The following is a 22,891-nucleotide window of genomic DNA, read 5'->3' on the forward strand; positions in this document are numbered from 1 at the left end:
CCTGTTACAGTGCAACGCCAGTCAGTGCTGAAATTGCCTTGTCGTGTTTGTTTGCCAGAGAGCAATACCATTTAACACGAGTACGGGTGGCATCTTTGTTCTGCACTGTACCGATGCTTTCAACAACGATACCGGCGTTGTCACCGCCGTACAGACCGGTCAGACCGTTTTCTTCGCTCAGGTGCAGACAGTAAATGTCAGCTTTCTTCGCTTTAGTATCGCCAACAACAGGAATAAAGTCGTTCACAATGAACGGTACACCGTTGTGGGTCAGCATTGGGCGACCAAAGTTTTCGATCATGATTTCTTGTGGGCCGACATTTACAGTACGCAACAATGCACGATAGGCACGAATATGCTCAGAGCGCATCATGATAGCGTCAGCACCTAAATCTTTAACCGCATCGACCAGTTCATCCAGCATGGAAAAGGTCATGGCGGAATCGGCAACAATTTTTTGGTCGTTGTGGATCAGCTTCGGAATACCGTCGAATGACTTAGCGTTTGTAACACTGTCACCTAAAATCAGGTTACGGCGGAATGCACGAGCCAGACCTTTCACTTTAGCGCGGATCTGAATAGCCAACTGGCTATTGGTGTCGGCCATAGTGGTCGCGAGGAATTTATCAACGTCCACGTCACCTGCCATGATTCGCAGTTTAGCAACGTGTTCAGTGAACTTAGCCGCACCTTCCGGTACGACGTCATTCACGTCAATGAAAGTAGCCTCACTCAGTTCAGATTCGCGGTTGTACAGGTACGCCTTAGAATCCACTTTCATGAATGGAAGTACCGCAAACAAATCTTCGCGGTCGATAATAGTTTCGATAACGCCTTGTTCTAAAGTGTTATTCGACAGCTTTTCAGCTTCTTCACGCAGTAATGGCATCGTAAGTTCCCTTTATACGCACACACAAACATTGATTCGGGGAACATCCTGTTCCCCATTTTGCTTTAATTGCCGGAGCGCATTTTTGCCACGCCAGCGGCGATTTTATCGAGAGCATTCAGCTCCTTCAGTGCCGGCTTACCACCTGCACCCAAATCGGTATTTGAACCTGCACCCGGCCTCGCTTTGCTACGCAACAGAGCATCAGATTCAGGGTCGGCTTTTAAAATCCGCTCAATGGCCTGCTCAAACGCTAACGGTGAGCCGTTGCCATCTACCAGAACAGCACGTTCTTTTGCACCAGCAGGTTTGTCATAACCAACAACGATACCGTCTTCACCCACTTCAAAATGCCCCCCGTAAATAACGCGGGCCTTTGATGGGGTAATCAGAGTTTCTTCACGCAGGAAGTTCGAGCCACTGAATGCAGAACCGACCGTTAGCTCAAGAATTTGAGAACGCAGTGTGTCTTTTTCACCTGCAAGGGTCGCAATCACATCGTCACGGCCTTTCAGTTCGGCTTGGTGTGCTTCAATCATCTGCTTTTTGACAGCATCGAATTCACCACGTTTCTCTTGTTCTTCCTGTTCACGGCGCTGTTTTTCTTCTTCCGCAGTTTTCTTAGCAGTGAGAAGTTCGGTAATTTGTTCAGGGGTTGCGTCACCAAATGCGGCCAATTTATCTGTCAGCGATTTGTTTTCGGTTTTGCGCTTCATCGTTTCCTTAACGAGATTCGCCTTTTCCGTTTCGGACGCCTTTAGGCGATTAATCAATTGTTCTTGTGAAAGATCGACGTAATCATCTTTAAGCTCTTCGGTTTTCCTCTCTGGTTCACCAGCAGAAACACCACCGCCACTACCACCCTGTATACCATCGTCCGCAACATCCATTAAGATGCCACGATTCGCCATCAGCATTTGCCATAAATTCATCGTTTACTTTCCTTGTAAAAATCACTCGGTTTCTTGAGTCGATTTCGGATCTGTCTCTCGATCTTTTCCGATTAAATAATAGGTATTTACCTACTTACTTTCAAGCGTTAATTGCGCATTTTTAAGCGGAAATTCCCTTAAATCGCTTTCAAAAGCCGATTTCATGGTTTTTGAAACATTGGGGAAGATCTTGTCAATCAAGATTTCCATTTGGTGACGGCGTACTGAATCAGGCGCTTCAATCTCTTTTAGCTGTTTCGCAACATCAAATTCATCCATCAAACCGCGAACATCGAAGCTTTCGGGGTATGAAACGAGTTGATCAATTTCTTCCTGTGACTTTTCCTGCCCCATCCATTTAGCTGCAAGGTAAAGCATCTGACGTTCCGCTCGTTGTAACCGCTCGGCTTTCGTAATAAGCAAACTATTCACGCGCTGGAAGTCATACGCTTTAGCCGCACCTGAACTATTGTCGATACCTTTAGCGTTATCCTGTTTGGTACGCTCGCCAGCCACACCTACCGAATGGTAGATTTCGTTGATAACTGTCTGGACGGTTTGAATAATCATTGATGCCTGTTTTGGATCTGGTGACATATAAAACGGCTGCGCTCCACCTTCTGCGTCATAAGTGAAAACTCTCTTCGTACCAAACTCTAAAACTTTTTTATGATCATCATCACCAGGCAACATTGACTGAACCGGTATCGCCAATTGACTGAAAGTCTGGTCTTGGATAATGGCATCGAGGTTAGACAGATAGTTGGCCACGGCTCGGTCGAGGTAGGCGATATCATCAATCAGCGACGGGCTGAAATAACGCGATTCAGCATTCCCCATGCAATCCACCGGAAATACGGGTACAACGCCCAAGTTATGCTCACCTGAGTTTTCGATACTGATCTGCGTTTGCTTACCGCTACCTTTCTTCGTTTCCTTGAACAGATACCAGTCATTTTGTGTCCATAAACGGTAACGGTTTTGCTGTTTACCAGATGAATTGAATGGATCTGCATCGTCACGAACTAACTCATGTGTTAAAGCCCAAAGCATGTTGCCGTCATCGTCATAGGCAAAATCCAGCATTTGCTGTGGAGGCATCCAATAGGCATAAGCACGGGCATCGGTTTTCTTTTCATCCGCGACTGATGACACATCAATGTTTTTCATTGTGGAATCGACAACGACCCAAATACGACCAAACACCGACGTTTGAATGTCGATAGATACCATCAGCTCATCAATCGTCATTTGCTCACGGGTGGCGCGATCCCAAAAATTTTTAACGGAGTCAGGTGCATCCTCGCGTTCACGAGAAATGTTCTCTCTGAATATGTATTTGTTGATTAAGTTAACGACCTCACGAGTATGGTTAAACCGATAGGCTCGTTCTAAACGTTCCTTAAATTCAGTGTCACCCTCTTTAAAGTAACGAAAGATGTTATCCGCGAACCACTTTCGGCCGCCAGCGTAGGTGGATGCCAAGAAATTCCAATGTTCAATCCGCCCCTCATATTCAGGATGCCGACGCTCAACCAGTTCCTTTAATTTTTTTCCATCTAGATTTTCATTGTCCATATAAAATCCTTTTAATAGGTATTAAAATACCTATTAATTTTAGCGTGAACCACCGAGAATAGTGCGCTCTTTAATCGGGAATCTTCTGTGAATTGGGTAGCCAATCGCATCGGTACTATGCTCTACGCCTGCTGCCTTATCAACATCCCTTGAACCCGGCTTGTAAATTACCTTTTCAAATGATTCTATCAGGTGTTTACACTTAGGATCTATGTAGAGCCTAACTGTGCCTGCCGCACTCATCAACATACGGTTTGTGGAGTTAACACGATCTGCAATAGGCGGGTGTTTCTTCGGGAAATCGATTCTGGTGAAACCTTTTTCCTTAAAAATATCGATATCCGACTCACCACGCGCATGTTGGCGATAACTGCCAGCCGGGTCAGGGAAAATAACGACCTGACTTTTCCAACGCCAATAACGCCGCTCAATCTCATCACAGACCTCTGCTGTATTTGATGAAAACAGTACAATCTCATCAATCGCCCACAATTCTCCGTTCGGCTGAGGTTGCAATACAACAGACGACATAGGATCGATGTTAAAGTCCTGTCCTATCCATATCGGCAGTTTAGGGTTGAACTCACACTCCCTGACATGTGTCTTGCATTCAAACGGATAGTAAACACGCCCCGACATATTCTCGAACGAAGCAAGGTATTCCTGCGCAAATGATTTAGGGTCCATATCCTCGCGAGCCGCCTCAATCTCAGACTCAGGAACAAACGGAGAATCTGCGGTAACAAACTGCCAGCTTTTCCAGTGCCCTTTTTTCTGCATCGATTTACTCTGCCCGATAGTCCACAGCTTATGAAATGCCGAGTAACCTTTCGGTGTACCAATGATTAACGCCTCACCTTTTGTAGATGAAAGAGTAGGACGAATAACCTTGTACCAAGTATCAGGCTTCATATCCTGAAATTCATCAAGTACAACAAAGTTCAATGCAACACCACGAAGCGTATCAGGCTTATCAGCACCTTTTAATGCCAACTCACTGCCATTTTTCAACACAATGGTCATTGTGGTATCGTTTTTCTTCCTGACCCACTTACGAGGGATCAGCTCTTGCAAATCATCCCAAAGGATTTGTCTCGCCATCTGGTATGTTGGCGCAATATACCAAACACGTTGCTTAGGGGCTTTGATGGCGGATTTCATCAATTTTGAGATCGATAAACGCGACTTACCCCAACGACGGCCAGCACACACCACTTTAAAACGGTGAGGCGACTTAAAGACTGACATTTGACCGCTGTGGAGCTGAACGAGTTGAAGCCCCTTATTAACCTGAGACATTACTCACCCCCGTCACTTTCTTCATCATCGTCGAGGTCGAGTTCTTCTGATAGATCTACAGGTTCATCTGATTTACGCAGCTCAGCCACTTGGCTCTGTGTCAGTTCACCGAACATCAGTGATGGCAGGTCGTCTTCTTCAACATCCACTTTATCCATATTGAGTGCTTTACTGGATACCTCAAAGCACTTACTGAGCGTGATGGATGCACGTTGCAACGCTTTTATATTGGCTTCACGCTCGGCGAAGCCAATTAATCCACCACCCGTTGCAGTAGATTTAGAGCCTTCGGTTACTTCTCGCATCAGTAACGCCGCAATGTTGAAAGCGAAGCGGTCATATTTGCCTCGTCTTTCTTCAATCAATGCGGTTCGTTCTTTTGCCCGGATCTCCGCTTCAGATTTGATTGCATCACGAACCAGCTTTCCTACCGCGTCAGTGCCTTTCACAACCTTCCGTTTTTTGAAATGCCGTGATAGCGTTTCGCGTCTTACCCCGAAACGCTCTTCCAACTGAGATAACGAAAATTCACCGGAAGACCACGCTGCTTCTGCTTCCGCCCATTGTGAAGCAGAAAGCCGTGTCCTTTCTTCTTTGGTAGTCACTCGAAAATTCCTTTTTCCGCAGTGTTAATGTAAAAGCCTTGCTCCCATAATATGTATATTAATTTCTTATTTAAAAAATAACTAAACATTCAATTTTTGTTATTTTCATTAATTACCAATATATATTATTTATATCAAGGTATTATTAACTATACATTTTTGCAACCGCAGAACCGAGATCAGTCAGTTTATAAACGACACGGTTGTATGCACCACCAGCGGAACGTTTTCTCAAACCACCTTTAATTACGAATCCTTTTTTAATCAAAGCACGGATAGAAAACTGCATTGATTGCTTTGTCGTTTTGTAAGGCAGCATTTCCAGTAATTCATCCATATCAACCGGATTCTCTCTTTCCATTCCAATCCATACAGTGCGGATAATCATTTTTTGTTTTTCTGTAACGTCCATGTTGTATTCCTTTCTACAAAATCATTTTTAAGCGTTCTAAATCCATTCCTGAGCGCACTTCTTGATTATCAAATGCCAGAAGTGGTATTTCACTCGGAAGCGTTTTCCCGAAGTCTGGATTGCGATATGCGCCATACAACGGGGTTGTAAAGCTGAGGTTGTGAATTTCCTTGAGTAATTTCACCATCGCTTCTTCGGTTATTAGCGTGTCAAGAATGTTCTGAATAGTTGTGCCACGGTTACGACCCGCTTTCGCCAAAGACGAATTCTTGTGGTAGTTGGCAGTCAAATCAGCCAGTGCTCGGCGACGGCGTGTTTCCGTCATGGCAAACAATTCTCCCACGATTGCCTCGGTATCACCGGCATCCGAACGGAAGTGACGCTGATAAACCCGCAATGCGCTTTCGTAGGTTTTCGGACGCTCCGGTCGAATAAATTCAAATCCGGCTTTCATGGCAAACGGATTGTATTTGCTCATAGAGGATTGAATCTCAATGATCGACTTATCGTGCATACGAGAAGCGATATTGACTAGCCGGTAACTGATTCCTAACCCACGGTAAAGAGTGTCAACCACACAACGACTTATCACTGCAAAGTTGGCATTCACATACTTACCCCAATACTGGTTCGCCACCGTTGTATTGGTTGTTGGTTTCAACTTAGGAAACATCCGGTGGCGCGGTGCAAGCAACAGCTTCGGATATGCCATCACGACAACACCGACCAGACGGTCGCCAATCGTGCATTTGTAGTAACATGGCGCGAATGGCTTACTGTCAGTCTTGTAGTGAAGTGATTTCAATTCATGCCAGTCTTCAATCGTGCCTTTCGACACGATCATTTCTTTCATAAAATCGAGGTGCTTCGGGAAGTACTCCTCATTATAGCGTTGGATCACCGTACTGCTCATGCTCAACCCTCCGTCGCGTAATCAACTTTCACACGCTCTTTGTAGTGTTTGGTGATAGTGATACCCGGACGTAAGGCATTGATCAGGTCTTCATGAGTGGTGGCTACCATCACGGTAGCACCAATTTTACGCGCCGCTCTCTGGAAGTTAGAAGTGACCGCCTGAGCTGTTACACGATCCAATACAGCACCGAACTCATCTGCCGCCCACACATTCGCGCCAGACTCGATCAGTTTTGCGATTTTTAATCGGTAACGCTGTCCATCAGACATCTCGGATGGCTTGCGAATAAACAGGTAAGCATCGTTGAGTCCGGCCATCGACAGCAGACTTAATGCCTCTGCGGTTGTCTTACCGACCTGATCAATGACGTTTTTATCATCGTCAAAGGTAATATCATCAATGGATGCAACAGTTTTTCCTTCATCTTTCATCAGGCGTTGCAATTCACGCAAGATCACAGATTTGCCTGAACCTGATTGCCCTGTGATATAAACAACATCCCCCTGGTCTATTTTGACTGGCAGATTGTCGTATAAAGTGAATTGGTTATCGTCCATTCCTAAGCCGAAAGATTCCGCCACCTCGAGTGTGCGAGTAGTTTTAGTGACACGGGTATCAAATGAAACGTTAATCAGATAGTCGCTCATGACTGCTCTCCGTACACTTCCTGAGAAACTTTGTCAGCAAACGCCAGAAATGCGTCCAGACCCTCTTTTCCCGTAGTTTCTTCCATGTAGGCGAGTAAATCCCCAACGATAATTGCGGAGCTGGCAGGGATGGATTTAAAGCCCATTACGTCACTGAGACGAACGTCTTCTTTTGCGACTTCATGAGTGATTTCGTCGCGTTCCTCTTTCTGACGGTCGGTTTCCAGTGACAGATCAGACACCAAATCGTCGGTAGCCATTGAGCCAGCCATATCTTCAACCAGAACACTTAATTCACGCTCAGAAAAACCGTATACGGCTACGTCATTGTCGATCAGCCCTTTCAGTTCTTCTTGTAAAAGCAATGCGTCATAATCGGTGCTGGATAAGCGGTTATCTTCGAGTCGTTTGGCCGCGACTTCTTTTTCGCCGAGATCGTCACGAATAATGACGGGTACTTTTGCCAGACCCGCAAAAATAGAGGCTTCGGTACGACCATGACCGGTGATAATCACCATATATTTATCAACAGTGATAGGCTGATCGAAACCACGCTTTTTAATCGCTTCGGCAAGGTCTTTAATTTGTTGTTCGTTGTGCTTTTTCGCATTCTTCTCATACGGAATAAGCGTTCGCGGGTCTAAATAAACGATCTCAAATTTCTTTTCCATCAGCGCACTTCCTTGTATTTTTCAGCAATCATCAGCAGAGCTTCGCCGGCATCTTCCATTTTGTTACCGGTCTTAATGACTTCGTCACGGATCACTGCTGCAATAACGGCTTCGATTGTTTCTGCCGCTTCCGTTGTCACTTTGAAACGCATGGTTTGGTAGGCGCTTGTCTCGCTTTTTTCAGCACGTTCACACAGAGACTCAGAGTCGGATTCATCCATCCCTGTTCCGGTGCCCATTTCGCTACTCAACGCCTCTAACTCACGAAACGCAGCTTCGGTTGAAATGGTTGGCATAACATCGTTGAGAATGTCGTCAATAGGAGCAAGGTCAGCAAAGTTGTAGGAGATATCCGCCTGAATGTCCTCCAGCAGTCGGGCGAAACTTTCAGCATCGTCTTCACCGTATCGCTCGTTATCGATAACCGAGATTTGTTTTGCCGTGGAATCATCGATCACGCCTAAATTGGCAATTATGATAGTCGGCATTTTGAGTTCTACAGCGATTCTCCAACGATGCTCGCCGCCCAAGATCTCGTATTTGTCGCCAACCTCACGAACAATGACAGGCTTGAATAAACCGAGTCGTGTTACTGACTCTTTAAGCTTATCCATGTTCATCAACGGAACACTGTTCGTATTCCAGCCGTTAGGAACAAGTAACCCCGTCTTTACCTCTAAAAATTTAGTTTTACTTTCCATTGTATTTTTTCCATACTTTTACATAAGTATTCACTTACTTAGTATAGTGATTTTTTCATAAAACATAAGGTCTTATTCATGAATATCGTTATTGCATACAACGCAGTTAACGCATTAGTCAGCAAAAATGCTGACGAAAGCGTATTGCGTTGTATTCAGGATTCACTGAACTATGAGGTGGATGGGGCGCAGTATAAATCGAGTGGATGGGATGGCAAATCAACGATGTTCAATTGGTCTACCCGCAGTTTTCCATCTGGTTTTGTTCAGGCAGTAAAAAGTAAGCTGGAAAAAGCCGGCCATCGTGTTTTACTGCAAAGGAAACCGATGCTTGAGCCATTAGGTCAGCCAAATCCAAAGATAAATGACTTTCCTTTCAACCCCGATTATCTGTATCAGGATGAGACGGTTGAGAGGATGGTCAAAATTGGCGGAATGATCGCCCAAATCGCTACCGGTGGTGGAAAATCCAACATTGCATGTAAAGCCGCTGCCAGAATCAATCGATTGGGTCTGTTTATCACCACGCGATCAGTGCTTATGCACCAAATGAGAGCCAATTTTCAGCGATCTATTGATTACCGTGCTGAAAATGGAGAACCACACCTTAAAGGTGAGAAAGTTGGCATCATCGGTGACGGATTATTCCATTTTTCACGTCATATCAATGTCGCAACTATTCAAACACTAACCAGCTTCCTTGATGAATACCCACGTTTTGTTGAGAAGCTACCACCGAAAGGTAAATCGGGTAAAAAACCATATCCAACCAAAGAAGAACAGCGGAAAGAGTGGGAGAAGAAACGCAATTTTCATTATCGCAGACAAGTCGCCGTCAAAATGATGCTTAAAGAAGCCGCATTATTGATCCTTGAAGAAGCTCACGAGTCTTCTGGCAACTCGTTCTATGATATTTCTCGTATGTGCATCAACGCTGATTATCGCTTGGGGCTGACAGCTACACCATTTATGAAAGACTCGGCGGAAGCCAATATGCGTTTAATGGCGGTGACCGGCTCTATTGGAATTAAAGTGTCTGAGAAGTATTTGATCGACAGGAGCATTCTGGCTAAACCGTATTTCCTGTATTTGCGAACAGACTACACGCCGGATGAGGTAAATATCAGCAATGACCTGAAAGAAACCGTTGGAAATACCCGTCTTGGCAGAACCTCACCATATACCAGAGCCGCGAAACTCGGTATCACATATAACCTTGCCCGTAACAGTCTCATTGTTCATCAGGTTAAGAAAATGGTCAGTCACAACTTAAGCGTAATGATACTGGTTAAGTTAACCCGTCACGGTAACATCTTAAAAGAAATGCTCGAAAACATAGGTATCAAAGCTGAATTTATCTTTGGCGAAAACAATCAAAAAGAACGTATGGCACAACTCGATAAACTGCGAAACCGGACGATTGATGTACTCATCGGTTCAACCATACTCGATGTCGGGGTGGATGTGCCGGGTGTGGGCGGCGTTATTTTAGCTGGTGGAGGAAAGGCAGAGGTTGAATTACGTCAGCGTGTCGGTCGTGGATTACGTAAAAAAACAGATCAGACGAATATCTGTTTCGTGGTTGATTTCTTAGACTACTCAAACAACAAGCTATTAGAACACTCATTTGAACGCCGAAATATCATTCGTGAAACAGACGGATTCCATCAAGGCATGTTGCCGGAAGGCAGTGAATTCCCTTTTCACTTACTTACTAAATAGCTATAATTTTAAAAAAGGTATTTTTCTAAAGGTATTTTATGATCAATAAAACAAAAGTGGTTCAGTTCAGAGCCACACCTAAGTCGCATGAAAAGCTGGAGCAGTTAAAAACCAGACTTAAAGAGAAAGGTGTCAAACCGAGGATTGAACTGATACTGAATACCATCTTAGAAAATGTAACGCTGGCTGATTTTGATAAATCAACAAAGGCTCTTGTAGAGACAAGTAGCGTAAAAACACGGCTGCTCAAGATGTTCAAAGATGGTCGCATTACTCAGGAAATGCTTGATACACTGCTTAAGAACGCGGAATCAAACGAAGTACAGTAAGCCACCAAATACTTATTTTTTCCCCTTTGTTATCGTTCTATGATCCGCTCCGTTTATACAATACCGCAAAACGGAGCGAGCTATGTCTAAAAATATTTTTGCCAATGATTTAAAAATTTTCTCTTGTTAATAATGATCCTTATTGTATGTTTGCCTAAGTGTTCGTTGCAATACGAGGACGTAATTAACATGTCAGTCCCTGTTGACAATCTGGCATGGTAGGGCGAGAGCGCGGACGTCGAGCATTTTTCTATCTCAAATTGTATAAAAACAACTCATAATGGGGAAATAATACAATCTGATTTTACTAATCTGTTAATGCTTTATTTCAATAATTAGTTAAAAAAGTAAATTTCCCATGATTTCGCCCTGAGATTTTATTTTCTCTTCTCAAGAGACGGATAATTCAACCTTGAGAAATTAAAAATAGTTTGAAAATTCTATTGCGTATGTTGGAATTGCTGCGGACAAACTGTGGTCATACTGCGGTCCAATATTACCATTACCAATTTTTATACCTTTTGTTATGGTTATTTTATTTCCAGTGAATTTATATGCCGTTGCATAATAATCCCAATCATTCCCACTTTTATCCCATAAAAGAAACAAATCTGTTGCTCTAATCATTGGGGATTGTAATGTTGTAGTCACCACATCGGTATGGTTATTGAAAATAATATTCTCTCCTTGAAAAAAAGGAATATATCTACTGGAATAAGTTAATTCTCCCTGTTCATTCCAAATATGTAATCCACAATCATCCTTCTGTGGAGTGAACCCAGAAGAAAAAACAACAATATATAAATTGCAATCATGGGATACCGTAATTTTATTGTATATCCTATCAGTAGAAACGGCGCAATTTGGGTTATCACTTCGAACAAATACCACATGATTTTCAGGATTTGGTAAGCCTAATGGTACACTCCATGATTGACCTGCACTCATTTTAATTTTTTCTCTTAAAATGCAATAGCCAATCTCTTTTTCATCAGAAACTGTTAAAAATTGATCAGCGGCTTTAAAATCTAAACCAAAATTATTTTTTATCAATTGATTTTTCTTGTATCCATATACATCAATAATGTATTCATTATCAAATACCCATTCAGACATATAAAGAAACTCATAAAGAACATCTTTGTCAATCTCCCAAACAATATGCTCCCCTTGAATATCGAATTTTGTGATCGGAACCGAACACATTTCATTAAATATTCTTATGTGCCCTCCTCCTGCAACTCCACCACCACCACCTGCCATATAGTTAACCGTGAAGTACAAGCAAGAACATCTAGGAACTATAACTAATTCATATTTATCAGCATTAGGTATAAAATGTTTATATTGATATTCGATATTCCACTTTGATCCTTTCTGTTTCTGTTTAATTGTTATTAATTTAGTTAATAACTTGCATTCTTCATTTAATAAAAAGTGTTTTCCACCATCTGACGGGAAAACAATTAATCCTGTTTTTTCCATTATATACAACCTAACTACAGCATCCAATGCAAACGACGGTGAGCAAAATACAAGAGCTTTCTACTCTGTTCTTCAATCTTATGTAAGATAATACCACTGCATAATTATTACATAGTGTAAATTACAGCGGTAGTGTTAAGCTCTCAAAAAATATCTGTATCTATTATATTGATTAATAAAAGTTGTTGAATGGAAAACTATCAATTTAGGTTGGCGGCGCACTGTTTTAGGAGATTTATTGCTGTAAATAACATATTGAGAATCCCAATTCTCTACGAACAATCATATACTTGGTCAGATTTACAGTTCAATAACGGAAACTATAACTGAGATATGGAACTGGTACAAAAGCATATCCCGGCGACGGGATATGCTGGAATGGATTCTCCAATTGGTATAACTTTAAATGCGGGACATAATACAATTGAACAGCGCTATGTTGTGTTACGCTATATTTTACTGAATGGACATACGCTGGAACTCTCACAATTTGTCCATCAACTGTCTGAACAATCCCCAGAGCATGAAAATATGTTGATAACTATTGCAGAACTGCTTGAACAAAAAGGGATAGAGCAGGGCTGGGAAGAAGGAAGCTAGAAACAGCCCACTCACTATTACAACAGGGCATCAGTCTGGATATTATTGTCACCAGCACCGGCCTGAGCCAGGATAAAATTGAAGCGTTAAAGCATTAAGTTAATTTCCTCTTTCATCGTAAAATGCCGATCTGAGATATCGGCATTTTTGTTTTATGGCTTTAGCCATAATGCAAGCTATGGAGACACAAGATCTCCATTTCGGTAAAACTAATTCTTATTGTTCACTTATAATTAGGAATCATTATCCTTGATAATCTTCGGTGCAGAACCATCTACTACTGCTATTCTAAAGATATTTGAAGAATTAGGTAATATCTTTACCGCCAGTGAACTGATAAGAGAACCACAGAAAGCACTCCCGCTTAAATATGTAGTGAATGTGTAATTACCGGGAGGCGCATAAAAAGTTACTTTTTCTCCAATTTCCAATTCAGCAACTTTTATTCCGTTAAGTTGAATATTTTGTAGGCAACCTGAGCCAACAAAACCTCGATCTCTTTTTATAATAATCTGACTTTTCAACCCTTCATTGCCCTTATCTGATCCCCAAAACATCCTATTTACTGGTACTTCCTTTGATGCAGCAACGTCAAGCCTTGTGGAGCTACAACCTGCAAGCAAACTAAAAACAACCAGAACAGATGGCAAAATTACCCTATTTTTCATTACATTTCTCTATCATTGATAATGCAACTCATTTTACATATATGTGAATATTTATTACAACAACCTATGAAAATCGGGTTCTTTTGCACCGTCGAGTTTATCGGAAGTTCACATTTCCTATGTTGGTAAGTATAGACAGAAGTAACCTTTCCCTCTATTTTTACAAATCTCCTTCTTGTCTTTGGTATAATATTCCCAAGAGCTTTTAAAAAAGAGAAAAAAAATGAATAACGAATTACCAAAGGTCGATATTACATACGGCACCAAACGATACAATGAGCGTACTTATAAAACTTTTTACACAGGACTTGTACCAGCAATTAAAGGTGAATATTCAGTAAGGGTAACCGATATTGATGGTAACACTTTTGAAACCAACGTACTCAAAACCAATAATCGCAGCGGAGTTATTGTATTTTCAAATCGCAGGATGCTTCTTTGTCAGATTGCTACATTAGAACTCATACCAAGACAAGAAATCGAAACTATCACCTCAAACACGGAATTTTTTGAAAAAAGCTCTTTGCCGAAACCCAAAACTTTCCATCTGATATTGAACAAAGCTCATGCTATGAATCGTAATGTAGCTGTAATTATAAAAGATGGCAAAACCTATAAGGGAAAATGTGATAGATGCGACTATGATACAGTTATTCTCATGACCAATAGCGGAAGCACTATAAATATTATGTATGATATAGTTAAACGTATCGTGCCTATTGAAGCTGATGGTTCTCTGGCTGAATAAGCTCTCTACAACTTAGGACCAGTGAAGCGCCCCTTGGCAATTGGTTTTTTATTAAATCGCATTTCAAAATGATAGGAGTAACCCTTGTCCGCGCGGACAAGGGTTCACCATCTGGAAATACTCTCACTATTATGAAAAGGCATTTAATCCATAAGTTTTTTTACAATATATCATTCATATATTTCTTCCTCTGCAACACCAATATCTTCATCGAAATAACTCTATCAAATAATCTCACCAATCAATCTAATGCATAGATAATCACGTATCTCTTGAATTTAAAATATATATAAGGGCAAGCGTTATTAAATGATATTTTTATAGGCAACATCTTCCAATAATTTATTGTTTTTTCTAAGATTTTTGTTTTCATATTGAAAGCAAAAAAAATATATAAAAAGTAAAAAAATATCTTGATTGGTTTAATTTGTTTGATAATATAATCGCTACCAAGTGATGACAACACTATAAAACAAATCAATTAAGCGTACTAAACGCATAGTAAAGGAATCTACACAATGGCTAACTTATCTAAATCTATTATCGTCTCTTCTGTTGCATCCGTAGCATCTCTATTAGACACACAATATAACGATATAAAACAACGCTTGTCTGATGTTGCTAACTTATCTAGTAAAGATAAAGCAGACTTACAAGCAGCCAGCACAAAAGTTAAATACTTTACTGGTTTATCATCTTTAATCTCAACTAATGAAAAAGCTGTTTCCTCACTGTATTACATTGTAAAGAACGCCAAAGCAGAGCCAGCAGATTTATTAAAAGAAATAGCTATTAACTCTTATAGCTTAAATAAGTTTGGTTTTATGATCCGTGGTATCGCAAACGGATTCTATGACTATGATTTATCGGACATGAGCGCATCTAATATCATAGCAATATTAGACTTTATTAAAGATGATAAAACTAAGTTCACCATGCGCCAATATCGCGATCAAATGACTTCTCACAAAGAAAAAGCAGACAAGAAAGCAGATAGCGGATTTACACAAACAAACCAAGCATTAAAATTATGTGAGCGTTTGGGGATTGTGTCTTACACTGGCGGAAAAATCAGCTTAGGATACGGTGAATATAAAATCAATTCTGAAAATGACTTAGTGAAATATTTAAAATCTATCTTCACCAAAGATAAAGAGAAACAAAAAGAATTAGATCTTGCTATCGCTGAATAATCAATCTCACACTCTATAATATCCGCTACTTGTTAGCGGATTTTTTTGCTTGTTTTCTGCTACTAGTAACACGTCCGACGATCCGCACTATAACGCCACAAAGCATACTATAAACGCTTTTAAATCCTTTCTTATGCAATCCACCAGCTATCATACAGTAAGCGCTTAGAATCGTTATGATCGCGTTTAATCTCTTTCTATCTGTCTTTACTGGCAATATTAAACAACACAATCAACCATAAGAGCGCATAGAATCTATTTTGAGACATTTTAAACATTAAGATATCACATCATATTATCAGTAAGTAAAAACGCTTAGAATGCGAAATATTATCGATTTAGTGCCCAGATGCTGCCGATATATTTTTCTATGAATTTTTAGCGTGATAAGTCAGTATTAGAGCACGATTTAAGTATATGTGAAGAATAAAGCATGATTGATATAGTTTCATCGAGTAACTACTTGCGAGGTAGTAACTTAATTTAGACTCGCTAAACTATTAATCCACACTGATTATCGTCTAATTTTCAAATTCTCCGCCTCATGCGTGATGCGACCCTTTCCCCGTTTCCCGAATCCAGCCGTTTCCCTTTCCCGTAGGCAATCTTTCTCTCTTTCCTCCAACATGTTGCCTTTTCTTCCCGTAGGCGCGATTCGGTTTCCCGTAGGGTTAAACTGGCGCCAAAAAAGTCCCGCTTTTACACTGGACTCTTTAGGGCGGAGAACCGCAGTTACACAACACACACAACGTTACAGAATAAACAAATTACGGCTAAAATCTTTGTTCAAGGTAAACAAGTCATTCCCATTTGAATAAATCGGTGTTTTATCCAGTAGGTAGAATGTAAGTGACAACTTCTCACAAGCTGATGGATGTTTATAGGTTTCACATTCTTTTCGTATTTCATCAGCGATACGCATCTTTAGGCGTAAATGATGACGATTTTCTTCGATTTGTTCAGCAATTTTCTTGTCCAACTCAAGTTCGTGTTCAAGTGCATCATGATCGACAAATCGGTTTTGAGCGTTGCTATGACGATTAAATGCGTTAGAGCGCATATTATTTACTCCGTTTAGTTATCTATCTTGTTATCTTAATGATGTTATTTTCACACGTTGGATAAGGCGAAAAAGCGATAAATGACGGGCGTAAAAAAATAATGCACTTCATGTTATAGGCAGATAATTACTTAACACATACACTCAGGTAAGCATCAGAGTAAATTGCGGGAAGCCAGTCGATAGCCGGGCAGAAAGAGGTCCATTGCCTACGGGAAAGAGGTGGGTAAAAAAGCCGCTACAAGAGCGACAGGAGAATGGCAACAGCCTAATATTATTTTCCAATGGACTTCCCTGTAATCACAGCATTTCAAATATGAAAGCGGATCTTCCATTTTATCCGCCGATAATTCTTTATTTCGCCATCTTCTCTTGAGCTGTTTCCATAATCGCCCATTGAGTTAATGTGACCATTTCGCTAATCGCTTTATTGCGTTCTGACATTGGGTAATGTTTGGCGATTGCTGTAACATATTTGCCACTCTTCCATTCCTTACGAGTTAGTGCAATCCGCGTATCAATAAGTTTGCCATCTGCTTTGCGATAGATCTCTTCTTCTGCCAGCTCAAATTGAGCATGTCCCACTTCTACCTGCATGACAATTTCAACAAGTTCAATTTCACGAGACTCGTCTGGAAAAATCATATTTTCAGAGTTCATCAAGTTCTTGGCCATACTGCGTTCCTTAATTTGTACTTTGTCGTTTTGATGGAAGTATTTTGCCAGTAGCAAATAGGCGAAAAAGTGGAAGCAGTAGGGATGATGAAAAGATAAAGGGCGTAGTTTTTATTCTACGCCCCGAAGGTGTCAGACTATTGACCGTTATTTACCTACATCTACCGTAGGTTCTTCAATCGGCTTTTCACCTAAAAGCGCCAATACGTTTTCCGGCAGATGTAAAGCCGCATCCATATCACCCAATACACGCAAGCCAAACATGCCGATCCACGTTGAGCTATTCAGACCGCTTTCCAGCACATCACTTACTTCAACCATCAGGTTTTTAAATTGGCTTTCTACGTCTTTGCGGTAGTGTTCGATTACCGATGTACAAAACTGATCGTTGCCACGGCTCAATCGGATAACACCTAAATCAAATTTCTGACTGCGATCTTTACCGGTGATACGTTTGAATGTAGTAGTGGTAACTTCTTCACCAGTGGCACGATCACGAACAATGGCCGTGATTTCTGCAACTTTCTCACCAGCCGCTCCGTTCTTGCTGGAGGAGTAGTACATATCGAAAACGAGGTTTGAGCGATTAATCTTTTCCATGATAATTATTCCTTGTTAGCCAAATCCCATTATTGGAATGATTATCTTAACTTCTACATTTTGTTATTCAAGTTGTTTTCTTGTTTATTTATTGTCGTAGGTGATTGGTAATGATTACCCAGCGAAAGACTCGAATAGGTCTTTCGCTGTTATAGTTAGCTACAGCTAATCACATTTGGAGGAATAACCAAGCCATCAAGTTTTGTATACTCTTTTACTATTTTCAGCACCCGCAACCAGTCTTCTTCACCATCAGAGCTAATATTAAAGTAGTTTCCGCAGAAGTGGTGTAACAAGATCAATGCTGCAACAACGTAAAAATCGTATGGTCTTCGGGCAGTTTTACAACACCTAAAATCCTCCCCATTTATCAGCTTTCCTGCAATACGTTTTACGGAAAATGTTTCGTAAGATTCGCCATTTTTGTCATTGCCATTAAATCGTAATGTATCCGCTCCTTTTAAAAGGAAATTTAAATCTATTGGCTCCTCACCGAATCAGTCATATAACTCTGCATTGGCGTGGAATAGGTGGTGCGCATAAACGATAGAGAAATGGAGTTTGAACTTGTTCCACTTAATATCAGGCACAGTCTCAATTTGTGAAAAATAATGTGTGTATCCCATAACACGCTCCCATAATGTATTTAATTAATTTTCTTAATGAAATTATTATTACATTGTGAGAAAGGTAGTAAACAATTTAATGTTGGCAACAAAATATTTTGCCGTAGGGAATCACAGGCAAAACGTCCACCTCGCCAGTTCTCATGTCAACCTGTAATGAACCCCGTTTCTGACCTGTAGCCGCTTCCCGTCGGTGAGAATAGACCTTTTCCTCATTTCCCATAGGCAACCGTAGGGATGCTTCGGCTGACCGGCTCACGGTGGGGAATTTCTACGGTAAAAGTACGTACCCGTTTCTATTTTCCATCTCTTATACTTTCACTGTTCCTACTATCTCTTGCTGCTGATACTTCTCTACGGTTCTTCTACGTATACGACTACCCATCACATGTAACCGTGATTGCTTCTCTTACTTTTCCTACCTGTGTTATTACCATTGATTGTCTACCGTCTTCTCTCTGATGATTGATATGCCGGAGTTCTTATTGTCTCCTGTAATATCCAGTATCGTTTTTATTGTCTTACTGGTGTGATTACTTATCTTTTGGTGATTGTTTTCTTCTTTCTACTAATTTTTAAACATTGGTAATTTTTCTTGTTTAGTTATTATTGTATATTTCTTGATTATTCAGTTTAGCTGCTGATGTAGTTTCTATGCATTACTTGCTGTAATGGTTGACGTGTGGGCTTTCCATTTGGATTGTTGCGGCGATAGTTTCTCTTTGTCTGCTTAGTTTGAACGTGTTAGAAAGTAGCTGGATTGTTCTTCTCTCTAATTACCAGTGGAAACTAGGTTGTCTATTAATATTTGATTAGCTACCTAGTGGAATTAGGTTGAGTATTTGTCTGTTATGAGCAGGTCGGTTCTCTTGGGGTTTGGTTTGCCGTAGTGTTGTTTGCTTTTCTCGTCTTATTCTGATTTGGCTGGTGAGTTGGACAATTCAGCTTGGATTATTTTGGCTCCCTTTCAGGGGAACTTGGTGATTTATTGTATTGGAATTAATTACCACAGCTTGCTTCTCTAATTCTTTCGTCGGTTTCGATTCGAATTGAGAAAACTAGCTGTGAAACCTGTAAGAATTAGTTTGCAAATAGATCAACTTTTTCGTTTTCAAAAGTCGATTTTTTGTTGACTATTCGTTGACCTAATGCCTTATATTCTCACATAGACATATGCAATTGATTTTATTAATTAAATTACATTAAAAAATGTCTTAAAGTATGATCAATTCACACTTATAGAAAACGTCAACAATGATGCTTATTTTGTCGCCATTATTTACGTCATTTCTACCAATCTGGTAATTAATATAAATTTCTTATTGATGTTGTTTTTTGATTTAGAAATAGGTGTGAAAGGTGCTTGGAAAAGCGACCGTGGGATATACAAAATGATTTATATATATCCCACTCTTTTCTTATAAAACTTTAGATTCGGTCGATAGTAAATACCTTTACCATCACGCCGGTATCTTCAAATTCATTGCTGTACGTGGCGCATTCTTCAACCTTAAACTGATTTGCATCGATCCATTGCATACGCTCACTACCAGGCATTACCGCCACGCAACGACCACCAACTTTAAGATGTCTTATAGCTGCTTCTACGTGTACTTTTGCACGTCCTTCTGAATACGGCGGATTCATGGCAATTTTATTAAACATTACACTGGCGTTTTCGTCTGACCATTTCAGAAAATCTGCGTTAATAGGTGAATAGCCTTTTGACTCAAGTATCTTGCAGAACAACGGCGCCAGTTCGATACAGGTCGTTTGTTTTGGTGCATCAATAAATGTCAGTAAATCACCACGACCGGCGGATGGTTCAAGCAGTCGGTCACTGTCTTGTAACTCAATAAGGTCAGTTACTAACCGTTGTAATGGCTCTGGTGTCGGGTAAAACTGATAAGTCTTTTGATCCGGCAAACAGCGATTTTTTAGCACAAAGTCTCTTACCTCGCAGAATTCATACGTAAAGCTCCAGCGGCTGTCACTGTCATCTCTGACACCACCGAGTTTACGCATGATGCCGACATACTGTTTCTTCGTTTCGTCAGTGCTGTTTATCCAATAGCAGCCAGAACTGCTATACACACCTGTTGATTTTTCAGGTTTATCCATAGCAACAATAAGTTTTACCACATCTTCGTCGACCGGAATCAAAATCTCACCAAACTCTTTAGCTGCACGTTTATTTTTAGGCATTGAGCGGAATTCTGGCGGAATAGCGTAAGGCAGTGATGCAGCCAGTACCTCATTCAGTTTCCATGCAACGTCAGGGTGAATTTCAATATGTAGATTGCCATTCATAAACATTTTTACACGGAGAAGATTGCCGTCGATAGGCTCCCATTTACCAAAATTACGTGTAGCTTTATCGGGGTTTGCTCTGTAAACAGCACTCAGGACAGTTGCCAGACGCTCAACGCGACCAAATCGACCGTGCGCAAAGAATTGCAGAACTACCCGCAGATCATCAATAGAGTCTTCACTGTAGGTTGACGTTGAAACTGAATTACCCCAAAAATCACTAATTACATTTGTCAGGATCAGCCGCTCTGAAAAACCGTAGCTTTTGTTCGTCTTGTGCTTCGGACTCAACGCACAGAATACACCGTACACACGTTCATTCAGATACATATTGCGGTCATTCAGCAGCCCCAGCAAAGTTGGGATCACTGAATCCTCACTGAATTCAGGAACGCCTACATATTCTGTCACCGTTCTCATTCTACCGGCAGTATAAGGATCTGGTTTATCAACCTTAACTTTTCCCTCAATAAACTGCTCACGCCATTCATCACGGCGTCTAGCCGGCATCAGTTGCAGAATATTGGTCATATCAACCACCCGCTGCCAGTATTTAGCTCTCAGGTTTCCTCGAACATAATCGAGGTCAATACTGTGGGGGATTTGGTACGCACCGTGGTTTCTTTCGCCAGGCTTGGCACCTTCATCAAGAAGCTGGTTAATCTTTGAAACACGGTCACCCGAAAACAGAATGGAATGAAGCAATTCGCGCTCAGTCACATCACGATGATACTGACCGATAACATCACGGATCTGATTTATTTCCTCGCGGAAAACAAGGTCTGATTGCTGGAAATGTAGTTCAGTAGTAGAAGCGACTAATGCCGTTGTCATTGTTTTCACCATTATATAAATAACTTCATTTTCTTAATGATATTATTATCTAATTCATAAAAAGGTGAACAACAAATTAACAACGGCAATTGACTATTCAGCGATCAAATCCTTTACGACCGTTTTTAATTTGTTCAGGTCAATATGGCCAGTCACATAAGCAAGACGCATGGCAACGTTTGGCCTACCTTTTAACAAGAGCCATCCCATCGCACCAGCGCAAAAAGACTCTTTGCCGGACGCATGATAAACATAGTCATCGTCATAGTATCCACCCGTTGAGAACGTGGTCTTATGGCATTGGAACACTTTCTGATCATCTTCAAATAATCCTTGTTTGATTGATTCAAGTCTTCCCTCTGCAAGTTCTATTCCGTTCTTTTTCAGGAAAGGACAGTTAGTACATGGCTGTTTTACAGCAAAAAATTTTCTTAGTTTCATCGTTTTTCATTTACCTTCCCGCGAATAAACCTCTGACATACGACTTTTGCCTTTTTGCACATTACTTAGAATTTTTCTGTGCAATTTCGGCTGCTTTCATCATTAGATCTGAATGTAGGTGTTTAGGCATTATTTATCCTCACTAATTCTTGTGACCTTCAATTCATCAACGACTCGTTGCAGCTTTTTCTTGGACTCTTCATCGAGGCTGTTGTGGAAAGCGATAATATTTTTTAATTGTCTTACTGAATCACCAAACAAGAACTCCTGACGGTAATCGTTCTCAAAAAAGACAGAGATTTGTATTACTCTGTTTTTGTGGCTACGTTCGCCCCAACGTGAAAGTTCACAGGCTGTCTGCTCATAACACTGCCGATAAATAGACTTCCCTTTTATCACCTTAGTTATAACAGCAAATATAAATCCAACAACGACCTTTGTTGAGTACATAACCCCTATGACAACAAAGACGGTCAACACGATTCCAGTATTCATTGTTCCTCCTGTTATTCTGGTCGTTCAGCTAATGCCATCCAATGTGTTACATCATACTTACACCAATCTTGGCTACCATCGTATGGGTTCTCTTTTTTAATTCTTCCATATGCCTCCTTACGATTTATGTTAGTCGTAGCCACCACGACCATAATCACTACCCGAATAGCTATCACGTAACTATCTTGGGATGACTTACTATGAGCCGGGGTTAATGGCGCTATACTGTGATTCGTTACCAATGAGTGCATCATAAGAGAATCAATAAGGGGAACTCTTGAATCAGAAGGTAATTAGAGTTTTTTTGAAGGTTGAAGAAATCTGTCATGATTACTAAAGGAAAGAGGCTTTTTCCGAGTATTACGGACGAAGTACGTACCGCAGGATTTGATAGAGACAAAGTGTCCGTTTTTTTCTGATCCTCATTTTATCATCAGATTGAACAGCCACCGTGC

The 22,891-nt window shown here is 40.9% G+C and carries 21 protein-coding genes and 2 pseudogenes; 5 read left to right on the top strand and 18 right to left on the bottom strand.

All coding sequences use genetic code 11. The annotated features are described in order from the left end of the window. Positions 1 to 4: 4 nt before the first annotated feature. The 10 genes and pseudogenes from Xsze_RS20180 to Xsze_RS20225 all read right to left on the bottom strand — a co-directional run bounded on the left by Xsze_RS20180 (position 5) and on the right by Xsze_RS20225 (position 8,650). The gene (locus Xsze_RS20180; protein ID WP_038234216.1) at positions 5 to 889 is read right to left on the bottom strand and encodes a major capsid protein; all 885 of its coding nucleotides are present in this window, start codon (positions 887 to 889) and stop codon (positions 5 to 7) included. Positions 890 to 954: 65 nt separating this feature from the next. Further along, on the bottom strand, positions 955 to 1,821 hold the full coding sequence (locus Xsze_RS20185; RefSeq protein WP_038234217.1) for a DUF6651 domain-containing protein: 867 nt from the start codon (positions 1,819 to 1,821) through the stop codon (positions 955 to 957). A gap of 21 nt (positions 1,822 to 1,842) precedes the next feature. Beyond that, a pseudogene (locus Xsze_RS20190) lies at positions 1,843 to 3,399 on the bottom strand (phage portal protein). 39 nt (positions 3,400 to 3,438) lie between these two features. Further along, the gene (locus Xsze_RS20195; RefSeq protein ID WP_038234219.1) at positions 3,439 to 4,698 is read right to left on the bottom strand and encodes a phage terminase large subunit; all 1,260 of its coding nucleotides are present in this window, start codon (positions 4,696 to 4,698) and stop codon (positions 3,439 to 3,441) included. Continuing rightward, positions 4,698 to 5,303, bottom strand: coding sequence for a hypothetical protein (locus tag Xsze_RS20200; protein WP_038234221.1), 606 nt, complete (start codon positions 5,301 to 5,303; stop codon positions 4,698 to 4,700). Before Xsze_RS20200 ends, Xsze_RS20195 begins: the two co-directional genes overlap by 1 nt. Positions 5,304 to 5,448: 145 nt before the next feature. Then, complete coding sequence (locus Xsze_RS20205) at positions 5,449 to 5,715, bottom strand: hypothetical protein (RefSeq protein ID WP_038234223.1); 267 nt, start codon at positions 5,713 to 5,715, stop codon at positions 5,449 to 5,451. 13 nt (positions 5,716 to 5,728) lie between these two features. After that, positions 5,729 to 6,628 (bottom strand): hypothetical protein, encoded by a 900-nt coding sequence (locus Xsze_RS20210; RefSeq protein WP_038234225.1) that lies wholly within the window; start codon positions 6,626 to 6,628, stop codon positions 5,729 to 5,731. Between the two features lie 2 nt (positions 6,629 to 6,630). Next, positions 6,631 to 7,278 carry an ATP-binding cassette domain-containing protein gene (locus Xsze_RS20215; RefSeq protein ID WP_038234227.1) on the bottom strand — a complete coding sequence of 216 codons (648 nt, stop codon included), beginning with the start codon at positions 7,276 to 7,278 and terminating at the stop codon, positions 6,631 to 6,633. After that, the gene (locus Xsze_RS20220) at positions 7,275 to 7,949 is read right to left on the bottom strand and encodes a ParB/Srx family N-terminal domain-containing protein (protein ID WP_038234230.1); all 675 of its coding nucleotides are present in this window, start codon (positions 7,947 to 7,949) and stop codon (positions 7,275 to 7,277) included. Before Xsze_RS20220 ends, Xsze_RS20215 begins: the two co-directional genes overlap by 4 nt. After that, positions 7,949 to 8,650 (bottom strand): ParB/RepB/Spo0J family partition protein, encoded by a 702-nt coding sequence (locus Xsze_RS20225; protein WP_038234233.1) that lies wholly within the window; start codon positions 8,648 to 8,650, stop codon positions 7,949 to 7,951. The genes Xsze_RS20220 and Xsze_RS20225 overlap by 1 nt, the downstream gene beginning before the upstream one ends. Positions 8,651 to 8,728: 78 nt before the next feature. Between Xsze_RS20225 and Xsze_RS20230 the strand changes: the two genes are divergently transcribed. Together Xsze_RS20230 and Xsze_RS20235 are read left to right on the top strand one after the other, a co-directional pair. After that, positions 8,729 to 10,372 carry a DEAD/DEAH box helicase gene (locus Xsze_RS20230; RefSeq protein ID WP_038234235.1) on the top strand — a complete coding sequence of 548 codons (1,644 nt, stop codon included), beginning with the start codon at positions 8,729 to 8,731 and terminating at the stop codon, positions 10,370 to 10,372. 38 nt (positions 10,373 to 10,410) lie between these two features. Continuing rightward, a complete protein-coding gene (locus Xsze_RS20235) occupies positions 10,411 to 10,701 on the top strand; it encodes a hypothetical protein (protein WP_038234237.1) in 291 nt (96 codons plus the stop codon). Between the two features lie 420 nt (positions 10,702 to 11,121). On the opposite strand, the gene Xsze_RS22485 is transcribed toward Xsze_RS20235, so the two are convergent. Continuing rightward, a complete protein-coding gene (locus tag Xsze_RS22485) occupies positions 11,122 to 12,186 on the bottom strand; it encodes a DUF6453 family protein (protein WP_038234238.1) in 1,065 nt (354 codons plus the stop codon). 333 nt (positions 12,187 to 12,519) lie between these two features. Here Xsze_RS22485 and Xsze_RS22960 point away from each other — a divergent pair. Further along, positions 12,520 to 12,884, top strand: a pseudogene (locus tag Xsze_RS22960) (Rpn family recombination-promoting nuclease/putative transposase); the annotation flags it as partial. Positions 12,885 to 13,019: 135 nt separating this feature from the next. Here Xsze_RS22960 and Xsze_RS20250 read toward each other — a convergent pair. Next, positions 13,020 to 13,454, bottom strand: a complete 435-nt coding sequence (locus Xsze_RS20250; protein WP_038234240.1) for a hypothetical protein — start codon at positions 13,452 to 13,454, stop codon at positions 13,020 to 13,022. A 223-nt stretch (positions 13,455 to 13,677) separates the two neighbouring features. On the opposite strand from Xsze_RS20250, the gene Xsze_RS20255 reads away from it, so the two are divergent. After that, positions 13,678 to 14,202, top strand: a complete 525-nt coding sequence (locus Xsze_RS20255) for a hypothetical protein (RefSeq protein WP_038234242.1) — start codon at positions 13,678 to 13,680, stop codon at positions 14,200 to 14,202. A 518-nt stretch (positions 14,203 to 14,720) separates the two neighbouring features. Further along, complete coding sequence (locus tag Xsze_RS20260) at positions 14,721 to 15,395, top strand: hypothetical protein (protein WP_038234244.1); 675 nt, start codon at positions 14,721 to 14,723, stop codon at positions 15,393 to 15,395. Positions 15,396 to 16,146: 751 nt separating this feature from the next. On the opposite strand, the gene Xsze_RS20265 is transcribed toward Xsze_RS20260, so the two are convergent. The 6 genes from Xsze_RS20265 to Xsze_RS20290 all read right to left on the bottom strand — a co-directional run bounded on the left by Xsze_RS20265 (position 16,147) and on the right by Xsze_RS20290 (position 22,436). Then, entirely contained in the window at positions 16,147 to 16,455 is a 309-nt protein-coding gene (locus Xsze_RS20265) for a hypothetical protein (protein WP_038234247.1), read from the bottom strand. 354 nt (positions 16,456 to 16,809) lie between these two features. After that, positions 16,810 to 17,130 carry a hypothetical protein gene (locus tag Xsze_RS20270; protein WP_038234249.1) on the bottom strand — a complete coding sequence of 107 codons (321 nt, stop codon included), beginning with the start codon at positions 17,128 to 17,130 and terminating at the stop codon, positions 16,810 to 16,812. A gap of 147 nt (positions 17,131 to 17,277) precedes the next feature. Further along, positions 17,278 to 17,730 (bottom strand): hypothetical protein, encoded by a 453-nt coding sequence (locus tag Xsze_RS20275; RefSeq protein ID WP_038234251.1) that lies wholly within the window; start codon positions 17,728 to 17,730, stop codon positions 17,278 to 17,280. Between the two features lie 2,054 nt (positions 17,731 to 19,784). Next, positions 19,785 to 21,500 (bottom strand): DUF4942 domain-containing protein, encoded by a 1,716-nt coding sequence (locus Xsze_RS20280; RefSeq protein WP_038234254.1) that lies wholly within the window; start codon positions 21,498 to 21,500, stop codon positions 19,785 to 19,787. A 93-nt stretch (positions 21,501 to 21,593) separates the two neighbouring features. Beyond that, positions 21,594 to 21,941 carry a hypothetical protein gene (locus tag Xsze_RS20285; protein WP_038234257.1) on the bottom strand — a complete coding sequence of 116 codons (348 nt, stop codon included), beginning with the start codon at positions 21,939 to 21,941 and terminating at the stop codon, positions 21,594 to 21,596. 129 nt (positions 21,942 to 22,070) lie between these two features. Continuing rightward, positions 22,071 to 22,436, bottom strand: a complete 366-nt coding sequence (locus Xsze_RS20290; protein ID WP_038234260.1) for a hypothetical protein — start codon at positions 22,434 to 22,436, stop codon at positions 22,071 to 22,073. Positions 22,437 to 22,891 lie beyond the last annotated feature (455 nt).

The sequence above is a fragment of the Xenorhabdus szentirmaii DSM 16338 genome (genome assembly GCF_002632585.1).
Taxonomy (GTDB): Bacteria; Pseudomonadota; Gammaproteobacteria; order Enterobacterales; family Enterobacteriaceae; genus Xenorhabdus; species Xenorhabdus szentirmaii.

Coding starts and splice junctions, on each gene's coding strand:
- Xsze_RS20180 (WP_038234216.1), bottom strand. CDS start 889: ATGCCATTACTGCGTGAAGAAGCTGAAAAGCTGTCGAATAACACTTTA.
- Xsze_RS20185 (WP_038234217.1), bottom strand. CDS start 1,821: ATGAATTTATGGCAAATGCTGATGGCGAATCGTGGCATCTTAATGGAT.
- Xsze_RS20195 (WP_038234219.1), bottom strand. CDS start 4,698: ATGTCTCAGGTTAATAAGGGGCTTCAACTCGTTCAGCTCCACAGCGGT.
- Xsze_RS20205 (WP_038234223.1), bottom strand. CDS start 5,715: ATGGACGTTACAGAAAAACAAAAAATGATTATCCGCACTGTATGGATT.
- Xsze_RS20210 (WP_038234225.1), bottom strand. CDS start 6,628: ATGAGCAGTACGGTGATCCAACGCTATAATGAGGAGTACTTCCCGAAG.
- Xsze_RS20215 (WP_038234227.1), bottom strand. CDS start 7,278: ATGAGCGACTATCTGATTAACGTTTCATTTGATACCCGTGTCACTAAA.
- Xsze_RS20220 (WP_038234230.1), bottom strand. CDS start 7,949: ATGGAAAAGAAATTTGAGATCGTTTATTTAGACCCGCGAACGCTTATT.
- Xsze_RS20225 (WP_038234233.1), bottom strand. CDS start 8,650: ATGGAAAGTAAAACTAAATTTTTAGAGGTAAAGACGGGGTTACTTGTT.
- Xsze_RS20230 (WP_038234235.1), top strand. CDS start 8,729: ATGAATATCGTTATTGCATACAACGCAGTTAACGCATTAGTCAGCAAA.
- Xsze_RS20235 (WP_038234237.1), top strand. CDS start 10,411: ATGATCAATAAAACAAAAGTGGTTCAGTTCAGAGCCACACCTAAGTCG.
- Xsze_RS22485 (WP_038234238.1), bottom strand. CDS start 12,186: ATGGAAAAAACAGGATTAATTGTTTTCCCGTCAGATGGTGGAAAACAC.
- Xsze_RS20250 (WP_038234240.1), bottom strand. CDS start 13,454: ATGAAAAATAGGGTAATTTTGCCATCTGTTCTGGTTGTTTTTAGTTTG.
- Xsze_RS20255 (WP_038234242.1), top strand. CDS start 13,678: ATGAATAACGAATTACCAAAGGTCGATATTACATACGGCACCAAACGA.
- Xsze_RS20260 (WP_038234244.1), top strand. CDS start 14,721: ATGGCTAACTTATCTAAATCTATTATCGTCTCTTCTGTTGCATCCGTA.
- Xsze_RS20265 (WP_038234247.1), bottom strand. CDS start 16,455: ATGCGCTCTAACGCATTTAATCGTCATAGCAACGCTCAAAACCGATTT.
- Xsze_RS20270 (WP_038234249.1), bottom strand. CDS start 17,130: ATGGCCAAGAACTTGATGAACTCTGAAAATATGATTTTTCCAGACGAG.
- Xsze_RS20275 (WP_038234251.1), bottom strand. CDS start 17,730: ATGGAAAAGATTAATCGCTCAAACCTCGTTTTCGATATGTACTACTCC.
- Xsze_RS20280 (WP_038234254.1), bottom strand. CDS start 21,500: ATGACAACGGCATTAGTCGCTTCTACTACTGAACTACATTTCCAGCAA.
- Xsze_RS20285 (WP_038234257.1), bottom strand. CDS start 21,941: ATGAAACTAAGAAAATTTTTTGCTGTAAAACAGCCATGTACTAACTGT.
- Xsze_RS20290 (WP_038234260.1), bottom strand. CDS start 22,436: ATGAATACTGGAATCGTGTTGACCGTCTTTGTTGTCATAGGGGTTATG.